Here is a 19919-nt window from a genome sequence, read left to right as displayed (position 1 = left end):
GGGCAACTAGGTGGATAAGATAAAAATCGTCTTTTACGACGTAACAGATACAGACCGAGAACAGTTGTCGCAGCACTTAGACACCGAAAAATTCGATATCACGCTGGTTGACGAAGGTTTAACCGCTGAAAATTTTGACACAGATGCAGCTGCTATAAGCGTATTTGTTAGTACTAAGGTTACATCTAAAATTCTTGAGCAAGCTACAAATTTGCAGCTAATTGCGTGCCGTTCAACTGGTTTTAATAATGTTGACCTTGATGCGGCGTTCAATAAATTAATCGCGGTAGTAAACGTACCAAGCTATGGCAGCAGCACCGTTGCCGAATATGCCTTTGCGATGCTGCTGAGCCTAACACGTCGGCTTGATCAGGCTAATGACCTAACTAAGCAAGGTAAATTAGTTCACGACGACCTGCGCGGCTACGACCTTCGCCACAAGACTATTGGTATTATTGGAACCGGCAAAATTGGCTTTAGGGTTGCAGAAATTGCCCGTGGTTTTGGCATGAATATTCGCGGTTACGACCCGTACCCGAACCACGAACGGGCCCAAAAAGTTGGCATGACCTACTCAAGTTTGTCAGAGCTTGTACAGTATTCTGATGTTATCTCATTACATGCTCCGTATACGCAGGAAAATCACCATCTTATTAACGAATCACTACTACAAAAATGTAAAAACCGGTCTATTTTAATTAATACAGCACGAGGTGAGCTGGTCGACACCAAAGCCTTACTCAATGCCCTTGAATCTGGAAAGTTGTATGGTGCCGGCCTAGACGTGTTAGAAGGGGAGCACCTGCTTGATCTTAACGAGGAGATGCTTTTGCTGCGAGCTGGTCACCCAGACGTAGAAACCTATGAACACAGCATAGAAATATCGGCGTTGCAGCGTATGGACAATGTGATTGTCACTAAGCACAACGCTTTTAATACCTACGAAGCTGTTTCACGGATTAACCAAACCACAGTAGAAAATATACAAAACTACTTTACTGGTAACGTTCAAAACAGCGTCGGTAGTAAAAAGACTGCAACTGGCAAACTAGTTATTGTTCGCCATACTGAAAGTGAATGGAATGCCATGAGCAAATGGACGGGCACGACCGATGTGCACATAACCAATAAAGGCCGCAAAGAAGCTGCGCAAATTGGCGAAATAATTAAAGATGTAACTTTTGATAAAGTGTTTGTGTCTGAGCAAGTTCGAACTCATGAAACGGCCCGTATTATCGCAGCTACTGCAAAAAAATCACTTAAATTTGAAATTTCCTCCGCCATTAACGAGCGAGACTACGGGGTGCTTACTGGTAAAAATAAATGGGAAATCAAAGACGAAGTTGGCGAAGAGGAGTTTAATTCAATCCGACGCGGCTGGGATCACTCAATAGAAAATGGCGAAACTCTAAAAACTGTCTATGAGAGGGCAGTTCCATTCTACAAAGACACTATCGTACCTCTGCTGTCGGCAGGAAAGAACGTCCTAATAGTTGCACACGGCAACTCTATTCGGTCGCTTATGAAATATATCGAGTCAATATCTGACGAAGATATAGAAACAACCGAAATGATTTTTGGCACAGCCTTAATTTATACGGTTGATAATTCTGGCAAACAGCTCAACAAGCAAGCACGAACTATCGACACCGCACCGCCCCCAGCGTAGGATCTTCTTTTTAATCACGCATAAACTAGGGAGACTGGTATTATTAATAGAATATGTCTGATATTGCCCGAGCCCAATCTGTTGCAACGAACGCGCAAAATAAAATTGCGCAATTAGATCGTGAAATAAATACCTTAACTAAGCAGGTTCAAGATCATAAAAACAATTACAAAGAGCTTAAGCGTCAGGCTGTAAAAGAAGCAGTTGATCAAGACGGACAGCTTGTTGATGCGGCTCAGGTTCGCATGAAGGCAGAAAAAGAAAAGATGAACTCATACGATAAAAAAGCTGAGCTGAAGCAACTAAAACGTGACAAATCTGAACTTGAGAGTGACTTAAAAGTGCTTAATAAGTACCTGCAGCGCGCTACTTCGATCAATGCCAGCGTACAGTCTGCGGCCAATACAGTTCAGGGTAAATTATGACAATAACCCAATTCAAAGATTATCTCGTAGACGAGGTTTTCGCCTTGCTTGGCGACAGTCTAAGTGTTAAACGGATGTTTGGTGGTTTTGGGCTGTATCTAGACGGTAGAATTTTTGCGGTTGTTTTAAGCGACGGCCAGTTAGCTCTTAAAGTCGGTGACAATAATCGACAGGACTTTATTGATACTGGCTGTAAACAATGGGTGTATGAAGGGCATAAAAACAAAAAACCGACTACTATGCCGTACTGGTACGCACCGGCCTTATTGTTTGACGATCAGCTAGTGGCAGCAGAGTGGGCAAGAAAATCAGCGGTCAATAGCCAATGAACTGCCAAGAAAAGCTGGCATTTAAATCTGCAGCCGAAGCTCGAGCGAACAAGGCTACACTGGCATGGCGCCATAAAGATGCTCAATTAGGCGTGTACCAATGCAAAGATTGTGAATTGTGGCATTTTAGCTCGCGTTTGTAGATATGTTCTGATACAACTTATATAAGTAACAACGCTTAAAGGAGAACTATGCCTACAACGTTCGAGCAAAATTTATTCGAGGATCATTGGCAATTTGCCGAGTCCGAGCACGGAGAAACACTAAAATCAAATGTTCGCTACGATAGATATCGACCAAGTCATGTTTCGGAAGATGAATACATGGAACTGCTTGGCGCAGATGTCAATAATCTTACTCATATGCCGTTAACGTATGGTGTTGCGCGAGTTTTTGTAAATTATTTAGAGCAAGACCATCCTGGATTTTTATCCCCATACGAACAACAGCTAGTTCTTGCGACTGCTCTTAGTCACGACAGAGGAGAGGCGGTTGTAACGGACATAACCTATAGCGAAAAGACCGATGTGAATGAACGCGAAGAAGAGCAAGTTTTATCTACTATGCTACAACAAACCCCCGTTGAAGAACTTAAGGACATCTATGCCGACGTTGTAGATCAACGGATAGCATTTGATGACAGCACTAAGCTGGGGGAAGTATTTAATATAGTTGAGTTACTGGGATACACCCGGACCAGTCTACGCGCTGCTCAGCATATTGAACAAGGTTCTGCTGGGAGCTGTACATCAGGTTTTCGTTGGATTATCGCAGATGTATTTGGCAACGCTCTGCCAAAACTAGTTGAGCATGCCGCTGCTTATGGGCCAGTTGCACGATATATTGAATCAGCAATCGATCGCATAGATCGTGCGTTTGATTTGATTGATGACGCAACCTATGAAAATTATGCACCTGAGGTTAGAGACGACAAAAAACGCAAGCTTGAGCAGGCTCGCCATGCTGTGGAAGCTTGGAAGCTAGGTCAGAAGTTAGCTATTTAACTTTAGCGCAGGCTAGCTTAACCGCTTCGCTCCAGGTAGGGAAGGCGTGGATCATGTCTGCAATATCGTGAGCATGCGCTCGGTATTTTATAGCAACAGCTAGTTCGTGGATCATTTCACCAGCTCGCGGAGCAACAATACTGGCTCCTAAGATTGTACCTTTTTGGTTACAAACAATTTTAATTAAGCCTGTTTTGGCGTTTTCTGTATTGCTGCGACCAATTGTGTTGACGGCACTTAGTCCGATCTTTGGTTTAATACCGTGGTCCCGAACTTCTTGTTCAGTTATACCAACGCTGGCAACTTCTGGGGAAACAAATACGCAACGAGGGATATTGTGGTAGTCGGCACGGGAACGGTTTTCTTTGCGGGCAAACATGTTGTGTCCAGCTAAGCGACTTTGGTAGGCAGCGGTGTGAGTAAAGGCATAAGGTCCTACCACATCTCCAGCAGCAAAAATATTAGTTTGGCTTGTCTGCATTGTTAGGTTAGTTTCGATACCGTGGCGGGTATATTTTACGCCAGCGTTTTCTAAGCCAAGGTCAACGTTCGGGACTTTACCAGTTGCAATAAGAACTTCATCAACGCTAACAGTGCCTTTATGCGTGCCATCGCCAAAGTGGAGTACTTTTTTAGCACCTTTTTTCTCAACACTGTGCACAATCGTTCCAGTTTTAACGGCAATGCCTTTTTTCGTAAAAATAGCCTTTGTGAGTTCAGCCACCTCTGGTTCTTCGCGGCCAAGCAGTCTGTCAAAGGCTTCGAATTGAATTACTTTACTGCCGAAGGTGTTAAATATTTGCGCAAACTCACAACCAATGGCGCCCCCACCTATAACAGCCAGTGATTTTGGTGGCTTAGCAACATCAAGTGCTTGTTCGTAGGTAATATAGCCAACTTCTTCGATTCCTTTGATTGGTGGAATGAAACTCTTTGTTCCAGAAGCAATTAAGAATTTGCGAGCAGTGTAGCGTTTTCGCTTAATAGTAACGGTATGCTTGTCTAAAAAGTGTGCGTGGCCATGAAGAACATCTATGTTCTGTGATTTAAAAAAACTTTCTGCGCTACTGGTGCCAGTTCGTGATACAACCAAGTCTTTGTAGGCTTTAACTTTTTTCCAGTCAACACTAACTTTACCGGTTTTAATGCCGTATTTTGGTGCCTCGTGGGCCATTTCTAAGAATTCTCCGGCGCGAAGTAAAGCTTTTGTTGGTACGCATGCCCAATTAGGGCACTCACCGCCAAGCTTTGGTGCTTCGTCGGCTATTGCCACTCGTTTACCTGTTTTTGCAACAATGCTGGCAGCGACATTCCCGCCAGAACCAGACCCTATAACTATTAAATCGTAATCGTAGCCTTTGTTTCTAGAACCCATCCGTGCCTCCTTTTTGTAGCGAAATTGCAGATTTTGCATGCGTAAATTCAGCAGTGTGAAGAAATGTAACTGGAATTACATTGAAGAGCGATGATGGGTTTGCAGCACAAAACTCTGTACTTGTAGCCAAAATGCGAGGTGCTGTATGGGTTCTTACCATTAACTAATACTCCTGTGATGTTGGTATAGGTAGGCCGCGTCTTCGTTATACGAAATAAGAACGTTGGCAGCTTTGTGAAGTAGATCCCTAGATGTTACTTCGTGCTTCTTTTCGAGCCATTTCTTAACATATGTAACTACTTTGTCGGCTACCAATTCGGCTTCTTGGTCTGTATGCCGAAGAGCAATTAGCGACGCATAAACACTGGCGTACAGTTTTCGTTCATCAAAATCTTCGCTATGACCTGCTCGTTTTACGACTGTTTTTGTCATTAGTTCCCACCGTTAATCATTAGCATTATTGTAGCGTAAAATCGTCCCTAACCGAAGTTGATGGTTCCGTTTGCAATTAGTATCAGTAGCCACCCTAAACCGATAAGGGTTAGTCCGATGAACAAGCGCATTGCACCCTTGTTTTCTTCTTTCCACTTTTTAACGTTCGTTACTTTAGTGCCGCCAGCAACCATAAACAGAATAATTATTAGAGGCAGCACGAAGATGATGTTGTATAGAATCATCAACATAAAGGCGGCAAAGTTAAAGTTAATACTCAGGATAGTGATAATAGCGATGTATGGTGCGCCGGTACATGGTAGCTCAACTGCCGCAACGAATGCACCAAGGAACATGACACCACCGTAAGATTTTTTCTGTGTAGAATACTCTTGGATTTTTTTTGCGTATTTTGCTGGAATTTGCAAACTAAAGCCTTGGCCGTACCAAAAGTAATCTTTCATTTCTAGTAAACCAGCAATGATCACCAAAAATCCAACAGCTAAAGAAAGGTATTCTGCTAATACAATCGGGATGTTAGAGAAAAAGTAAACTAGCCCTAAGCCGGCGATTAAGTAAGTAAAGAAAATAGCAGAAATATAGGCTAATCCAAGACCTAGTAGGCGCTTAGTGCTACCGCCCCCACTTAACACAACTGAAATCATAAGTATCAGCACTCCAATTGCACATGGATTAATTGAGTCGATTGCAGCAGTACCGATGACAACCGTTAGTGTAGGTAAATCAAGCATTGTCTTCTCCTAATGGATCAATTGCAGTAGGGTCTTGGTAGAAGTATTTTTCTAGCTCATCGTCCTGGACTTCAAATTGCAAACATCGTTTATCTGTAAAATCTTTAGGTTCATCAAATTCAACTATTAAACAGTCACCAGGAGGAACAACAGACTCGCTATTAATAAGGAACTCTACTGGGTTTTCTAGTTTTGCTTGCGTATAAACTGTTCTTGTTTTGCCGTCTATGTTTTGTTCTATATAATTACCGTCCGCGTCTTCTAATAGTGAGTAAGCAAAAACTTGGACTTGTGCTTGCTGACCATCGCTACACGTTTGACCGTTAATAAAACTGGCAAACGTGTTGTCTTTCTGGTCTCTATCAGCCCTTGTATTAAAATATTTGTCGATTAGGTATGCACGCTCAGCTGGGTCAGCTTCTCCGGATGTTTCGTCTTCAAAATAGCTATCTGTACCGCGTTCTTCATCTAGTGAGGCATTGTTCAATGGTAAAATGAGAGAATTACTAGTCAGGCCACCATCAATAACGTGGAAGAACTTTCCTAAGCTAGCGTCACGTTCTTCAACCACAACTCCTTCAAGGTGAATTCTGCGGTCGTCATGCTCGTGGAAGGTTGCTGTGCCAATTTTGTTAGACAAAAAAGCGGTTGGATCACGTAATTCGAGTTCTTGGCCACAAGCCCAAATTTCAAAGTCAGCGTGCCAGTGAACTGGTCCACCGCTTACACTTTGGGTGTTTAGGTAAATTGTTGACCCAATTAAAAGAAGTGTAACAACAAGCGTATTTACGATAATCGATATAAATAGAGGGGTCTTTAGTTTTGGTACTCGGTCACGCACTAATGCAGATACAATTAACAGTATGATAAGTACAGCAGACCCAATTAAAACGCTGTTATACGACAAGTTTGAGGTTGTTGCCTCTAAGTCCTCTGCCGGTGGTACGTACCCGCCCGCTGAAATGTTTTGTGCTAGATTTTGTAATAAATTTTTCATATTTTCGCTTATGCTTTAGACGTAATATAGCATATAATTCGAATAAGAATAGTAAAAAATCAATAAGGTGGGGATATTTTAAAGACGCCGGCATATAAACTTGATAGCCACGAGGCAACCAAACAACTTGATGTCTGGGATGCTAAGGGGCTGTCAGAGTCAGAAGTAAAAAAACGTCAAGAGAAATTTGGGCTTAACGAATTAGAAAGCGGCTCAACAATTTCGCCATTTAAACTGTTTTTTAACCAGTTTAAAGATGTATTGGTAATTATTTTGTTAATCGCTGCGGTAGTTTCGGGTGCTGTAAATACTATAAGTACTACAAACGAAAACAGTGAAGAAGTTAAGCTTTCAGCTACAACTCTTGTGCAAATTCAAGAAAAAATCGGTTGTGATGTTATTGATCAGCAGGGAACAAGTACCGTATCGCAGTATTGTTTGGGTCTGCCAACCCAACAAATATGTGATACCAATTTTGTCGAAACCTATGACTTAAGCCAAGAATGTTCTCCACTTCATCAAGAACATGAGTCAGAAGGCTACACCGAAGCGCTCCTTATATTCGCCATCGTAATCGCTATTGCAATCACTGGTTTTTTAAATGAATACCGCGCCGAAAAAACTGTTGAGGCGTTAAGGAAGTTAGTTTCACAAAACACCAAGGTTTTGCGTGAGGGTAAAGTTATTGAAATCCCTTCCAGCCAATTAGTACCGGGCGACATTGTACTATTAGAAGAAGGCCAAAAAATACCGGCCGATGTCCGTTTAATTGAAGCAAAGAGTTTGCTTATAAACGAGGCGTCACTAACGGGTGAATCTGAAGCCGTTAAAAAAACCACCGACGCCATTGAAGAAGATTCAGCCCTGGGCGACCAAAAGAACATGGTATTTTCTGGCACTTTTGTAAGCAGCGGTGTTGGTACTGGTGTTGTGGTGGCGACGGGGAGCAGCACAGAAATCGGCAAAATCGCTAAGCTTGTCAACGAAGTTGAGACCGAAGAAACACCAATGCAGAAAAAACTTGACGCTCTTGGCAAGCAACTTGGCATTGGAGTAATAGCGATATGTGCAATTGTTTTTGTTGTCATTTTCTTCTTTGACAAAGAAGCAATCGACGCCAGTCTTGTGGCACGGTTAATCTTTGCATTTACAGCGGCCGTAGCCCTAGCAGTTGCAGCCATACCGGAAGGCTTGGCATTTGTGGTTCGAATTAGTTTAGCGCTCGGAGCGCGTCGTATGGCCGGTAAAAATGCGTTGGTGCGCAAGCTATCTGCTGTAGAGGCACTTGGCAGTACTGACACAATTTGTTCCGACAAAACAGGCACGCTGACAAAGGGTGAGATGACAGTTAGGAAATTGTGGTACGACGACAGCTATTACGAAGTAAGCGGTACAGGCTACGGAGTAAAAGGATCATTCAGTCAAAATGGGGCAGAGGTAAAAGCTAGCGAGCTAGACTCGTTACTGCGCATTGGAGCACTGTGCAATAACTCACAATTAAAGAATGAACATGACATAATCGGCGATCCTACCGAGGCGGCCTTGCTTGCAAGTGCAGGTAAAGCTGGCATAGAAAAAGAAAAAATAAATAAACTTGCCAAAAGAATCGAAGAAGTGCCATTTAGCTCTGACCGAAAGCGCATGAGCACTGTTCATAAAGTAAAGTCGGGCTATTTTGTGGCTACTAAAGGAGCCGCCGAAGCAGTGTTAGATGCGTGTAGTCACATTTACCTCAACGGCAAAAAAGTAAAACTTACAGCTGCCCATAAAAAACACATTATGGAGGCAAATACTGAATTAGCATCGCAAGCTTTACGGGTTTTAGGTTTTGCTTACAAACAGTCACGTAAACCGCTTCATAAAGACCAAGAAATCGAAAGTGACCTGGTATTTGTTGGCTTGCAGGGCATGATGGACCCACCGCGGGTGGAAGTTACCGAAGTTATAAAACGAGTCACCAGCGAAGCAGGCATGGACGTGATTATGATAACTGGTGACCATGCAGAAACGGCGAGTGCTGTAGCGGCCGAAATTGGTATTCATGGTGACACAGTGACAGGACTAGAGCTCGATAAAATGAGCCAGGAAGAATTTGAAAAACGTGTAGAAAAAATTCGTGTTTACGCTCGGGTTAACCCAGAGCACAAGATACGTATTGTCCAAGCTCTAAAGAGCCACGGCCACCAAGTTGCTATGACCGGTGACGGCGTGAACGACGCACCAGCTATCAAAGCGGCCGATATCGGCATAGCAATGGGCATAACTGGTACTGACGCCGCTAAAGAAGCCAGCGACATGATATTGCTTGATGATCAGTTCCTGACAATCATCAACGCCATAGAAGAAGGCCGCGGCATTTTTGATAATGTCCGTAAATTCGTAAATTATCTACTAAGCGCCAATATCGCCGAAGTTATTTCAATACTGTTTGGTGTGTTAATTTTCCAAGACCTATTGTTAACGGCCGCTCAACTTCTATTTATTAATATAGTCACCGACGGTCTGCCGGCTGTAGCTTTGGGTTCAGACCCAGCAGAAAAAGGCATAATGCGCTTTAAGCCATGGCGTTTCCAGGGGTCAATCTTAAATAAGCGCGTCTGGACAGAGATGTTCTTGTTTGGCAGCATGATGTCGATTGCTTTGTTGATTCATTTCGGATTTGTCTTCGATGGTCCTCAGTCAGACGCACTAGCTAAATCGGTGGCCTTTATTGGAATGGTTGTCTATGAAATGGTTCGACTTATAGATATACGCACTGACTACAACATACGCTGGTTTTCTAACCCGTGGCTTAGCGTAGCTATTGCGGGTAGCTTTGCGTTACTTGCAGCGGTTGTGTACGTCCAACCACTGGCCGACTTATTTGGACTAGTACCAGTCGGTGCTGTGCACTGGATAGCTATCGGAATTGTTTCGGTAGTATTATTTGCAGCCATGAAAATCGCCAACCCGATTTTAGACCGGATTATGCCCGACGTGCCCAGCTCGTAACCATCGTAATTTGAGTTTTACTCGTTTCATTATAAAATATTTGTAATGAACGAATTATATAGTGGAGTGGATTTTTACGCAGATGCCGATACAGCATTACGACGCGCCGATGGCGTGCCACTTAATTGCTTACATGGTCGAGCGGACGATTCACGCGTCGCACGTGCATTTCACCTCGAAAGATATCTGGTAGGCAACCGAAAAAGAGGTATACGCTTAGTAATTGATTTTGCCGATGCTCCAGAAAACACTTCTTTGGTCACCGAACTTGAGCAGCTTCCAGAAATTAATTCTGAACTGTTGTGCTGGATCGGACTGAGCAGAACCGTACACCAACAACGCAGCGATAGACACGACAGAGGCCTAATAGCTCCTGAGAATTCGCGGTTTTTAGAAGTAAGCCAACGAGAACAAGGGTCAATAGAATATTTTATGGGCGATCCATTACGAAGAATCAATGCCTTAGAACAATTTGCAACAAAAACGCAAGAAGAACGCGACGAGTTTTTAAATGCTTTTTATATACGCAAAACAGGTACACGTGATCAAGCGTTTGCTGATGGTTCGTGTTCTGGGCGTGAACAGGAATCACAAAAAAACGACGGACGGTGCGGCTTACATCAGCACCCATGGATGACTTCGTGGAGTCGGAAGGTATAACAACATATTCTACAAAAAGTTATTGACAAATAAGCAAAAGCGGTATATATTATAGTCATCATCAACTAAAACAAAAAAGGCCTTTGGCTAAAACATAACGTCAAAGGCCAAGAAAGAAAAACAAACATGGTTTTTGGTTTAAACGATGATAAACAGTCAAAGTCTTCAAAGGCAGACGACCAAGATGACGCGGCGGCTAGCGCTCAAGCAGTTTTGGACGAAATAAACGCTAAAGAAAAAAGCGACTCTGAAGATTGCGCCTTCTGCTAAAAATAAACGGAACGCGTAGATAAAAGCCCCTCTAAAGCAGGGGCTTTTGTTATGATTGGACTTATAAATGGCACACATACACACTAATGATGACGAGCATGACCTGACGGTTAGTGCCTACATCGTCAAAATTGAAACGAACGCACCTAAAGTAATGCTGCACATGCACAAAAAACTAAAAATGTGGCTACAATTTGGTGGACACGTGGAATTAAATGAAAATCCGTGGCAGGCATTAACACATGAAGTTCTAGAAGAATCCGGTTACAAGATGAGTCAGCTTCAGTTGCTGCAGCCGCCACAGCGCTTTGTTCCACAAAGTAAGGGTGTTGCGTGGCATCCCCAGCCGCTTGCGGTAAATACTCACCAAATAGGCGATACCAAACATTTTCACACTGACCTAGCATACGGCTTCGTTACTGATCAAAAACCACAATTATCCCCGCAACAAGGGGAGTCCGGAACAGTTGGCTTGTTTAGTATTGATGAAATTAGCAGTAATAGTGTTGATCTGTCACCAGCAACGAAAGAGCTTGTTTCATTTGTATTGAATGACGCGTATCAGTCTTGGGATCGCATTAGGTTATCTTAAACGTAAAAATTTAAAGACCAGCTCATCGTAGGGACGTTCCCTAGAGCTGGTCTTGCTTATTTTGATAAGAAGAACTTCAAAGGTCACCATTGCGGTTCATTCGTGACAACACGAACCAACCAAGGGTACCGTAAAGTAAAGCGGAAAACCATAAACCGGCACTGAGCGAGTAGTTGTCTACAACCAAACCAACAACAGGGCCGGCGAAGGTATAGAAAAGCTTACTAGCTAAGCTATTAACACTCATCACCGTAGCTCGAATATCAGACTCAACATGTTCATGAACATAGTCGCTCATGACTGGCATGGCAGCGCCACGTATGAACTGAAAGCCCAGTAGTACAGGCAGCATCCACACTAGAGTGAACGCTCCAATCAGCACGTAGCTAACTGTGCCTATAAGTACAAAGCTCTTCAGGGCCCGTCGTTTGCCAAGCTTTTGTTCATACCAAATGCTTACTTTGGCAGAGAGGCCTTGGCTAACAAACAACAAGGCTGTCAGCGCTCCAAACCAGCCAAGGGGTACTCCGACTTGCTCAAACAGTGGCTGAGTAAGCCAAAACATAGTGTGTGTGAGTGTAGTAACCACCGCTCCATAGGCGATGAGCCACTTCAGCTGTTGGTGCTCGCGCAGACTATATCGAACTATCTTTTTGACTTGCTTCCACGGATTCTTGCCGGTTGGCTTTGTCCGAGGAGGCTCGATAATGAGTAGACTAAACGGAACTAACAAAGCTGTAACAATTGCTTGAGCAACAATAACCGATTGCAGGCTAATAAGAGCAATAAAGCCGCCGGTAAGTGCTGCTAGAGCAGATGACCAGCTACTCAGCTCGTGCGCTCTGGATTCAAACTTGCGGTAGTAGCTCTCGCGGCTCAAAGCGATCAAACTATCTCTGGCTAGTGCTTGGTCTGCTCCACTTAGGAAACTGAGGCCAATTCCGATAAGTATTTCCATCGGCAAAAATTGCGCAAAGCCACTCGCTAGCGCGTAACCTCCAAAACCAAGTGCAGTAAACAGTCCTCCAAGCACCACGCTTATTCGGCGCCCAAAGACATCTGCGAAGTAGCCGCTCGGCACCTCTAGCAGTACGATCGCTGCTGCAAAGATAGACTGCAGCGCAAACACTTCGGTCTGGCTAAGCCCGTTTTCTTGAAAGAACAGAACAATTACAGGAGCAAACACACCAAATGACCGTATGGCTCGCAAAATATACAGCAGTTTCAGGTTTCGCTTCATTTTTTGTTCTAGTTTACTGTTCATAATGTATCTCCTTATCTAATTAGGTGCTAATCTTAGATCCCCCTAAGACCAAATCAGCTCTCAAGCATTGTTTTTAAAAGAGTTGTTGTTGCAAATTAAAAAGCCCTCTTTTGCTTGAGGGCTTATCTGGATCCTAGTGAAATGTATTAATTTTCTAAAAGTTTGTTCCGCGATAAGCCACAGCAGGATAGACACCTGCAAACATTGCAGTTGTTGGTAGAATCTGTGATCGGTTGTTATGCTTATCGTTACACATAATTACACTACTATAGAATAGTATAAAACTTTAGTCAAATTTAGCTGAATAAACTCGTTGTTTTCCAGTAGAACCAAAATTCAATCAATATCGCTACAGCGATTAGCAGGTACCAGACAACGACCAATTGATAAGGTTTAACGTAGGTGAAGAACTTAGTTAGTTTGGACTTTGCAGCATATCGTTCTGCGTATTGTTGCAATGTAAAGATAAAAATAGGGATAACTGCCGCCCAAACGATAATGCAATACAAACATAATGCCCCAATAACATACACGCTGTGGTAGAACAGCCATGTTATGAATCCAGCGCCAAAAATTGAACCAGCTAGTAGTCCCTGCCAAAACCATTTTTTAAATCGTGCGCCAGCAAACAAGGCCATACCAACGGTAATAAGTACGCTAAAACTGGCAACACCAATCAACATATTAGGAAAACCAAAGGCTTCTGCTTGATCAGTTTCCATCACAGAGCCACAGGCTAGAATTGGGTTTAGGCTGCAGCTTGGTACATAGTCAGGATTGGCAGCTATATTAAGTTTTTCGATCACCAATACACCGGAGGCTACTAACCCAATCAGCCCGCCAATAACGAGGATAAAAGGGAATACTTTTTTGAGATTATTTCGTGTCATGAAGGCCCCCAAAAGCCAGTAGCATCGACAAAGCAAAACCGACAACAATGCACAAACCACTTAAAAGAGGCAGAACAGAGTAACTAAACACGCCAAGCCCCAGTAGTTGAGCAAGCAAAGAGTATGAAGCTGCGGTTGAAGATTTAGTAACTTTGTAAATAAGTGTGGTCGAAAGTATGACAAAACCAACTACGAACATTGTGGCAATAAACGGATTAAGCGCTAGTACATGTTGAGCGGCTTCAGCTGAGTCGCTATGGTCTTCACCGCCGTGTGCGAAAAGCTGGAACACGTTAGTTCATTTCCATATCAGAACCGTGGTCGGTTTCATCGTGTGAATGACTTGATTCTTCTGTAACGGTAACAGTAGTGAGTGCCGCAATTTCTTCGCCGTTAACACTGTATGTTTGATGGTCGTTGGTATTTAGTGTTACTTCTATTTCATGTTCACCAACATCGCCGAGTTCACTAATGTAGTAGTTGTTGGCGTATAGTCGCGTAATTTTTTCGCCGTCAATATATAAGTGGGCGTGGCCTTGGCCAGCAACATGGCTGCTACTGGCGTTCTCTGGGGCGAACGTAAAGTTTTCGGTATCAAAGCTAATGTTCCAGCCAGCCATTGCATCTGGTGTGACGCGTACGTTCATAACCATTGGGGCGTCGGCTGCGTCTACATCAAACAGTACGTGGTCGTGAGTATGTTCATCTGATTCTGTTTCGCTATGAGCTTCGTCCATTACGGTAGTAGTATCAGCATTATTTGATTGAGCATTACCAGCTACATAGCCAAGCGGAAAAGCTAGCAACAAGGCAATCACTACCCCCAAAACCACATTAATATTTTGCGTCTCTTGTGTATTGTTGCTCATAACCTCGTCCTTTTTTATATACCTTATGCTATTAGGTTAGTCGTTAAATTGATTCTTATCAATAAGATAGACATCTGGTATAGTTGTATCTCAGCAGATTATTCTGTATAAAATTTTTTGCGGCGGCATAGCTCAGATGGTTAGAGCGCAGGACTCATAAGCCTGAGGTCGGTGGTTCAATTCCACCTGCCGCTACCAATTTCGAACCGTTTAATATATAATTAAAGCCTAGTATGAGTGATATACTAGACCCACCAGTTATCGAACCCCAAAACCGCCGCGAAGGCGGTATTTTTTTAGGCACTAATCGCTCTGCCCGAGAACAACAGTGGCGTGAAAATAGAGGACAAAGAACGGTGAAGGCTCTGCGACTACTTGACGGCCAGCTTGAAGCTGGCGAGACACGACCTGTAATTGTTACTTTTAATGAACGATTTAGAACTGAAAAAATCATAAACTATTTCACGCAACACTTTGGTATTAATCCAATCGATGAAGGTTTGTACGTTTGTAGCTCAAAAATAACGGTTGTTGATCCAGAAAAATCAGTAATTGAGATTCAACATCCAAAAACTCACGACGATCTGTATTTACCTGGGGCCGAAGGCGTAGTCGACTTAGTGACATTGCACGATCAGGTAGCTGTCACCTGCTTAAAAGCAGAGCCAGATCAGTTTAGTGTCGGGGTTTTACCTAAGCCATTTTAAACAAGGCTTAGGATGTTATTTCTCGTAGCTCATCATTAGCTCTTCGATTTCAGTTAAATATTTAGCAATTTCTTCTGAAACTGGTAGTTTTTCTTTCTTAATTTTAAACGCTGCGTGCGGGTCAACATCCATTTCTCGCCACGTTCGCCAGTTGTCATTAGCGTGTATGGTTAAGGGCATTATTTTATCAACCGCATATACAAATCGAGCTTCTTTAGTTTGTTTATTTTCATATTCCTTAATTCGTTGAATCATTTCAGGGAACTGGTCTCGCCAATCCGCCTCTAGTTGACGCAGAGCAGCTGCTTCTTTTTCTTTTTTGGCGTTTAAAGTCGATATGTCTGCCAAAAAGTAGGTATCACCAGCATGAACTTCTACCATGTCATGCACCAGCGCATACTGAAGAATTTTCTCGGTATCATAGTTATTGTCAGATCCGGACGCTATATACCATGCGGTAACAGCTAGGCTAAAGCTATGATCAACATCGTTTTCTTTCTCGTCAGTTCCCGGAATATACGCCGTTCGTTTTACGGCTCTAAGTTGCTGAATAAATGCTTGGAGTTCAATGAGTTTCTTTATATTCGGTAAAGCCATAGTAACTAGTATTTCATGAGGACGAGGCTTCGTCATCATGAAAATAGTCAGTTTGTTTCATAAATCGCTCTAACTGCGCCAAGTAGACTGAATTAAAAGGCTCATAGGCTAAGCCTCTACCACGGTGACGAAGCAGAACCTCCTTTTCTACCTGTGTTTTAGTGAGTTTATTCTTTTTAAAATAGTTACTTTTGCTTGTTTGCAGTACAGCTAAAGCTAAAAACTTATCTAACGCGCTTATAAACTGAGCCTCTTTAGTGCTTTTTAGTTCATATTCATCTATGAGTTCAGGTAAATTAGGGAAACTAGACCCAAACTTAGACTTGATGATACCAACAGCTTCCGCTTCACGTTCTTTTTTAGAATCTTGCAAATCTTTGTTGGCCCAAAACGACGTATCGCCTGCGTAAACCTCGATTAAGTCATGCACTATGCTTAGCTGGCAGCACTTGCCAATATCTAATGCGGGATCAATGTGTGGTGCGAGTAAAATCGACACAAGTGCCAGAGTAAACGAATGTTCGGTATCGGTTTCGTTTCTGTAGTTACTTTGGCCGTTTAACTGAAAAGGTATATCACGTTCCAACACATGAAAAGGGTAAATCAGCTCTTTGAATACGTGGTCTAGTTTATCTAACAGGTCATGTTCATTCATTGTTATCATTATGGCATGGAAATTTTATGGCCGAAACCAGGGAAGTACATTGTGGCAGTGTCTGGTGGGGTAGATTCGGTTGTGCTGCTGCACAGGCTAGCAGTTCGCAGTTCGCAGTTCGCAGTCTTGCCCACAGACAGGCTGGTTCGGAATAATTTAGAATCTACCAATGATCAACCGAATAATGAAAAATCAATGAAAGGTGAAAAAAGAAAAATAAAAAATAGATACGAACTTATCGTAGCGCATGTTGACCATGGTTGGCGTACCGACAGCAGCGACGATGAGCGCTTTGTGCGCGAACTTGCGCAAAAATATAAGCTCAACTACGTATCAACTAAACTCACACTGCCTAAAAAAAGTGAAGCAGCTGCCCGTGCCGGTCGGTGGGAGTTTTTGCACGACCTTCGCGTAAAGCATGATGCCACTGCAATTATTACCGCCCACCATGCCGACGATATTGCGGAAACAATTCTTATTAACCTTCAACGGGGAACGGGGCGGAGTGGGTTGACGTCACTAAAAGAAACGCTGCATATAAAACGGCCGTTATTAAACGTAACTAAAAATCAAATTTATGAGTACTGTGTTGCGCATAATATAGAGTTTGTCGAGGATTCAACCAACAAAGACAACACCTATACCCGTAATGCAATTCGAGCAAAGCTGGGGCGGGCTCAAAATACGTCTAAAAAACTACAAAAAATATACAGCCGCATGCTTACAATTAATGCAGAAATCGACGAGTTGTTAGGTGGTATCGAAAAAGCGGTTTCTGATAAACAGGGTGCACGCATTAACGTCGACAGGCAGGCTTTTTCAAGTCTCGATCAAAAAATACAACATGAGCTACTGAGGTTTTTGGTGTTGCGATTAAATAGCGATGCCGAGCTCAATACAGAGCAAATTACGAGGGGAGCAGACTCGATTAATGCGTCTTTACCTAGTAAAATTACCGAACTTGGCAGTAGAATAGAGCTCAAGCACCAGAAGCAAATTTCATCAATTGTGCGGATTAGCACTCCACGTATGGAAGTGCTAAAATAGTGAGACACTACAGAGAGGAACAAACCATATTATGGATAAAATGAAGAATAACAAAAAACAGCAGAAGAATTTCGGCTTCGCAGCACTACTGATAGTAATCGGTTTACTGGTGGTGGCCGTATTTAATCAACCGTCTAATATTCCTGAAATATCATTTACCGAGGTTGTTAATAAAGTCCGCAACAACGAAGTAAATACCATTATCGTTAAAGGTAACGACCTAGAGCTATACGACGAAGAAGTCGCCGATGTAGATGGAAGTGTAGAGCCGGATTTTGTTTCTCAAAAAGAGGATGGCTTGTCAGTTTCTACCGAACTACGTGAACGTGGTATCGAAGAAGGAACTGTTTCGGTAAAAAGCGAAGACGTAAATGATTCTGGCCAGGTGTGGACGCAAGTACTGTTTGCCTTCGGTCCGCTGGTACTATTTGTGTTTATTTTGTTCTATTTCATGAAACAAGCTCAGGGCCAAGGCAACCAAGCTATGAACTTTGGTAAGTCACGTGCAAAAGTTTTTGGTGACACCAAAGAAAAAGTTACTTTTAGTGAAGTTGCAGGTAACGAAGAGTCTAAAGAAGAGCTGCAAGAAGTCGTAGAGTTTTTAAAATTCCCTAAAAAGTTCCGCGAAGTTGGCGCAAAAATTCCTAAAGGAGTATTGCTGGTTGGTAGCCCGGGTACTGGTAAAACCTTAATGGCTCGAGCCGTAGCTGGTGAGGCAGGCGTGCCGTTCTTTAGTATCAGTGGCTCAGAATTTGTAGAAATGTTTGTTGGTGTAGGCGCCAGCCGAGTACGTGACTTGTTTGCTAAGGCTAAGAAGAATAGCCCCTGCATTATCTTTATTGACGAAATTGATGCAGTCGGTCGTCGACGAGGCTCTGGAATGGGTGGTGGACATGACGAACGAGAGCAAACCCTCAACCAGATTCTTGTAGAAATGGATGGCTTTGAACAAGGCACGAATGTAATTGTTATCGCTGCTACTAACCGTCCTGACGTTCTTGACCCAGCTCTATTGCGACCGGGCCGTTTTGACCGACGAGTAACCATACCACTACCAGATAGAAAAGACCGCGAAGCAATTCTAAACGTTCACTTTAAAAAGAAGCCAACCGACAAATCAGTAAATCTTGATGCTCTTGCTGCTAAAACAGCTGGTTCATCTGGAGCTGATCTGATGAACATTGCTAACGAGTCAGCTATTTTAGCTGCCCGTCGTAACAGCAAAACAATTAGTAATGATGACGTAACTAATGCTTTTGAGCGTGTAGCAATTGGTCCAGAGCGCAAAAACAAAATTATGAACGAAAAAGACAAAGAACTAACTGCCTATCACGAAGCGGGGCACGCTTTGGTCGGCCACGTACTGCCGCTGAGCGACCCTATTCACAAGGTGACTATTATTCCTCGTGGTGGTACAGGTGGTGTTACATGGGCTATCCCACCAGAAGACAAGTCTTACCATTCAATCAATGAATACAAAGATGTACTGGCTCGAATACTGGGCGGACGTATTGCAGAAAAGATCATTTACGGCGTCGACAACGTTACGACTGGTGCTGGCAGCGACCTTAAAAAGGCTGCAGAACTAGCTCGTGAAATGGTGATCGAGCAGGGAATGGGAACTAAGAAACTGCGTAACATGGTCTTTACCGCCGACCAACAGAGCGGCATGATGTTTGACCGCATGGTGCATGACCGTCCGTATAGTGAAGAAACTGCTAGAGAAATCGACTTCCAGGTAGAAGGTCTTATTGCCGAAGCTGCTCACCGTGCCGAGGAAGTAATTAAAGCCAATAAAAAGTACCTTAAAGCCTTAGCCGACAAACTGCTCGATATCGAAACTGTTGACGAAAAACAGGTAGAAGAAGTCTTTGAAGGCACAAAGATGCCGAAAACTGCTGCGATTTAGCGTATGAGCGAAACCCCTCCAATTGTTGGGGTGGGCTTGATTGTTGAAAGTATTGACGACGACGCCGTTTTAATAGGTCGTAGAATAGGCAGCCATGCTGCCGGCCAGTATTCAATACCGGGCGGCAAGCTTGATTATGGCGAAGAGTTTGAAAAAGCTGCCAGCAGAGAATTGTATGAAGAAGCCGGTCTAAGGGTAGACGAAAAAGCTTGGCGCGTTATGGGCGTGGTGAATAACTTGAGTCTAGTTGAAGCGGCCGGAATACATACGATCTCGATAATTCTTCACACAATACACTTTAACGGCACCCTGCAAAACCGTGAACCAGATAAAAACGAAGGTTACTGGTGGTTGCCATGGCACGAAGTACCAGAACCACATTTTGAACCGAGTAAAGTTGGGCTGCACTGCTATTTTAACGGCGGTAAAACCTACCTAAGCGAAGATGAAAAGCGTCAACTATTTACCCATACATAATAAAATAA

The 19919-nt window shown here is 43.2% G+C and carries 21 protein-coding genes and 1 tRNA gene; 12 read left to right on the top strand and 10 right to left on the bottom strand.

Annotated elements, in window-relative coordinates; genetic code table 11:
• The first annotated feature begins 10 nt into the window (after nucleotides 1-10).
• The 4 genes from EYO12_03415 to EYO12_03400 all read left to right on the top strand — a co-directional run bounded on the left by EYO12_03415 (nucleotide 11) and on the right by EYO12_03400 (nucleotide 3427).
• Nucleotides 11-1669: a 2,3-bisphosphoglycerate-dependent phosphoglycerate mutase gene (locus EYO12_03415; GenBank protein ID HIA92137.1), complete on the top strand. Its 1659-nt coding sequence runs from the start codon at nucleotides 11-13 to the stop codon at nucleotides 1667-1669.
• Between the two features lie 53 nt (nucleotides 1670-1722).
• Nucleotides 1723-2094: a hypothetical protein gene (locus EYO12_03410; GenBank protein ID HIA92136.1), complete on the top strand. Its 372-nt coding sequence runs from the start codon at nucleotides 1723-1725 to the stop codon at nucleotides 2092-2094.
• Nucleotides 2091-2423, top strand: a complete 333-nt coding sequence (locus EYO12_03405) for a TfoX family protein (GenBank protein HIA92135.1) — start codon at nucleotides 2091-2093, stop codon at nucleotides 2421-2423. The genes EYO12_03410 and EYO12_03405 overlap by 4 nt, the downstream gene beginning before the upstream one ends.
• A 191-nt stretch (nucleotides 2424-2614) precedes the next feature.
• Complete coding sequence (locus EYO12_03400; GenBank protein HIA92134.1) at nucleotides 2615-3427, top strand: hypothetical protein; 813 nt, start codon at nucleotides 2615-2617, stop codon at nucleotides 3425-3427.
• On the opposite strand, the gene EYO12_03395 is transcribed toward EYO12_03400, so the two are convergent.
• The 4 genes from EYO12_03395 to EYO12_03380 form a co-directional block, all read right to left on the bottom strand.
• A complete protein-coding gene (locus EYO12_03395; protein ID HIA92133.1) occupies nucleotides 3420-4841 on the bottom strand; it encodes an NAD(P)/FAD-dependent oxidoreductase in 1422 nt (473 codons plus the stop codon). The genes EYO12_03400 and EYO12_03395 overlap by 8 nt on opposite strands.
• A gap of 120 nt (nucleotides 4842-4961) precedes the next feature.
• Nucleotides 4962-5234 carry a hypothetical protein gene (locus tag EYO12_03390; protein HIA92132.1) on the bottom strand — a complete coding sequence of 91 codons (273 nt, stop codon included), beginning with the start codon at nucleotides 5232-5234 and terminating at the stop codon, nucleotides 4962-4964.
• A gap of 47 nt (nucleotides 5235-5281) precedes the next feature.
• On the bottom strand, nucleotides 5282-5986 hold the full coding sequence (locus EYO12_03385) for a hypothetical protein (protein HIA92131.1): 705 nt from the start codon (nucleotides 5984-5986) through the stop codon (nucleotides 5282-5284).
• Entirely contained in the window at nucleotides 5979-6983 is a 1005-nt protein-coding gene (locus tag EYO12_03380) for a hypothetical protein (GenBank protein ID HIA92130.1), read from the bottom strand. The genes EYO12_03385 and EYO12_03380 overlap by 8 nt, the downstream gene beginning before the upstream one ends.
• 261 nt (nucleotides 6984-7244) lie before the next feature.
• On the opposite strand from EYO12_03380, the gene EYO12_03375 reads away from it, so the two are divergent.
• The 3 genes from EYO12_03375 (at nucleotide 7245) to EYO12_03365 (ending at nucleotide 11496) form a co-directional block, all read left to right on the top strand.
• On the top strand, nucleotides 7245-9974 hold the full coding sequence (locus EYO12_03375; protein HIA92129.1) for a cation-translocating P-type ATPase: 2730 nt from the start codon (nucleotides 7245-7247) through the stop codon (nucleotides 9972-9974).
• A gap of 45 nt (nucleotides 9975-10019) precedes the next feature.
• Nucleotides 10020-10634, top strand: coding sequence for a hypothetical protein (locus tag EYO12_03370; protein HIA92128.1), 615 nt, complete (start codon nucleotides 10020-10022; stop codon nucleotides 10632-10634).
• A gap of 337 nt (nucleotides 10635-10971) precedes the next feature.
• Nucleotides 10972-11496, top strand: a complete 525-nt coding sequence (locus EYO12_03365; protein ID HIA92127.1) for a hypothetical protein — start codon at nucleotides 10972-10974, stop codon at nucleotides 11494-11496.
• Between the two features lie 76 nt (nucleotides 11497-11572).
• On the opposite strand, the gene EYO12_03360 is transcribed toward EYO12_03365, so the two are convergent.
• The 4 genes from EYO12_03360 to EYO12_03345 all read right to left on the bottom strand — a co-directional run bounded on the left by EYO12_03360 (nucleotide 11573) and on the right by EYO12_03345 (nucleotide 14519).
• Nucleotides 11573-12760 carry an MFS transporter gene (locus EYO12_03360; protein ID HIA92126.1) on the bottom strand — a complete coding sequence of 396 codons (1188 nt, stop codon included), beginning with the start codon at nucleotides 12758-12760 and terminating at the stop codon, nucleotides 11573-11575.
• Between the two features lie 296 nt (nucleotides 12761-13056).
• Nucleotides 13057-13650 (bottom strand): vitamin K epoxide reductase family protein, encoded by a 594-nt coding sequence (locus tag EYO12_03355; GenBank protein HIA92125.1) that lies wholly within the window; start codon nucleotides 13648-13650, stop codon nucleotides 13057-13059.
• Nucleotides 13637-13942, bottom strand: coding sequence for a hypothetical protein (locus EYO12_03350; protein ID HIA92124.1), 306 nt, complete (start codon nucleotides 13940-13942; stop codon nucleotides 13637-13639). Before EYO12_03350 ends, EYO12_03355 begins: the two co-directional genes overlap by 14 nt.
• Nucleotide 13943: 1 nt before the next feature.
• On the bottom strand, nucleotides 13944-14519 hold the full coding sequence (locus EYO12_03345) for a hypothetical protein (protein HIA92123.1): 576 nt from the start codon (nucleotides 14517-14519) through the stop codon (nucleotides 13944-13946).
• A gap of 121 nt (nucleotides 14520-14640) precedes the next feature.
• Here EYO12_03345 and EYO12_03340 point away from each other — a divergent pair.
• Both EYO12_03340 and EYO12_03335 read left to right on the top strand, forming a co-directional pair.
• Nucleotides 14641-14717, top strand: a tRNA-Met gene (locus tag EYO12_03340).
• A 35-nt stretch (nucleotides 14718-14752) separates the two neighbouring features.
• Nucleotides 14753-15226: a hypothetical protein gene (locus tag EYO12_03335; protein HIA92122.1), complete on the top strand. Its 474-nt coding sequence runs from the start codon at nucleotides 14753-14755 to the stop codon at nucleotides 15224-15226.
• Nucleotides 15227-15241: 15 nt separating this feature from the next.
• Here EYO12_03335 and EYO12_03330 read toward each other — a convergent pair whose 3' ends face one another.
• Together EYO12_03330 and EYO12_03325 are read right to left on the bottom strand one after the other, a co-directional pair.
• Entirely contained in the window at nucleotides 15242-15862 is a 621-nt protein-coding gene (locus EYO12_03330; GenBank protein HIA92121.1) for an HD domain-containing protein, read from the bottom strand.
• On the bottom strand, nucleotides 15837-16487 hold the full coding sequence (locus EYO12_03325) for an HD domain-containing protein (GenBank protein ID HIA92120.1): 651 nt from the start codon (nucleotides 16485-16487) through the stop codon (nucleotides 15837-15839). Before EYO12_03325 ends, EYO12_03330 begins: the two co-directional genes overlap by 26 nt.
• Here EYO12_03325 and tilS point away from each other — a divergent pair.
• The 3 genes from tilS to EYO12_03310 are packed head-to-tail and all read left to right on the top strand — an operon-like array spanning nucleotide 16467 to nucleotide 19911.
• Nucleotides 16467-17525: a tRNA lysidine(34) synthetase TilS gene (tilS, locus tag EYO12_03320; protein ID HIA92119.1), complete on the top strand. Its 1059-nt coding sequence runs from the start codon at nucleotides 16467-16469 to the stop codon at nucleotides 17523-17525. The two genes, EYO12_03325 and tilS, sit on opposite strands and share 21 nt — an antisense overlap.
• 40 nt (nucleotides 17526-17565) lie before the next feature.
• A complete protein-coding gene (gene hflB, locus EYO12_03315) occupies nucleotides 17566-19434 on the top strand; it encodes an ATP-dependent zinc metalloprotease FtsH (protein ID HIA92118.1) in 1869 nt (622 codons plus the stop codon).
• Between the two features lie 3 nt (nucleotides 19435-19437).
• Nucleotides 19438-19911 (top strand): NUDIX domain-containing protein, encoded by a 474-nt coding sequence (locus EYO12_03310; GenBank protein ID HIA92117.1) that lies wholly within the window; start codon nucleotides 19438-19440, stop codon nucleotides 19909-19911.
• Nucleotides 19912-19919 lie beyond the last annotated feature (8 nt).

The organism is Candidatus Saccharibacteria bacterium (genome assembly GCA_012965045.1).
GTDB lineage: Bacteria > Patescibacteriota > Saccharimonadia > Saccharimonadales > DTSZ01 > DTSZ01.
The sequence above is the reverse complement of the archived record's forward strand: the minus strand, read 5'-3'. Positions and strand labels throughout refer to the sequence as shown.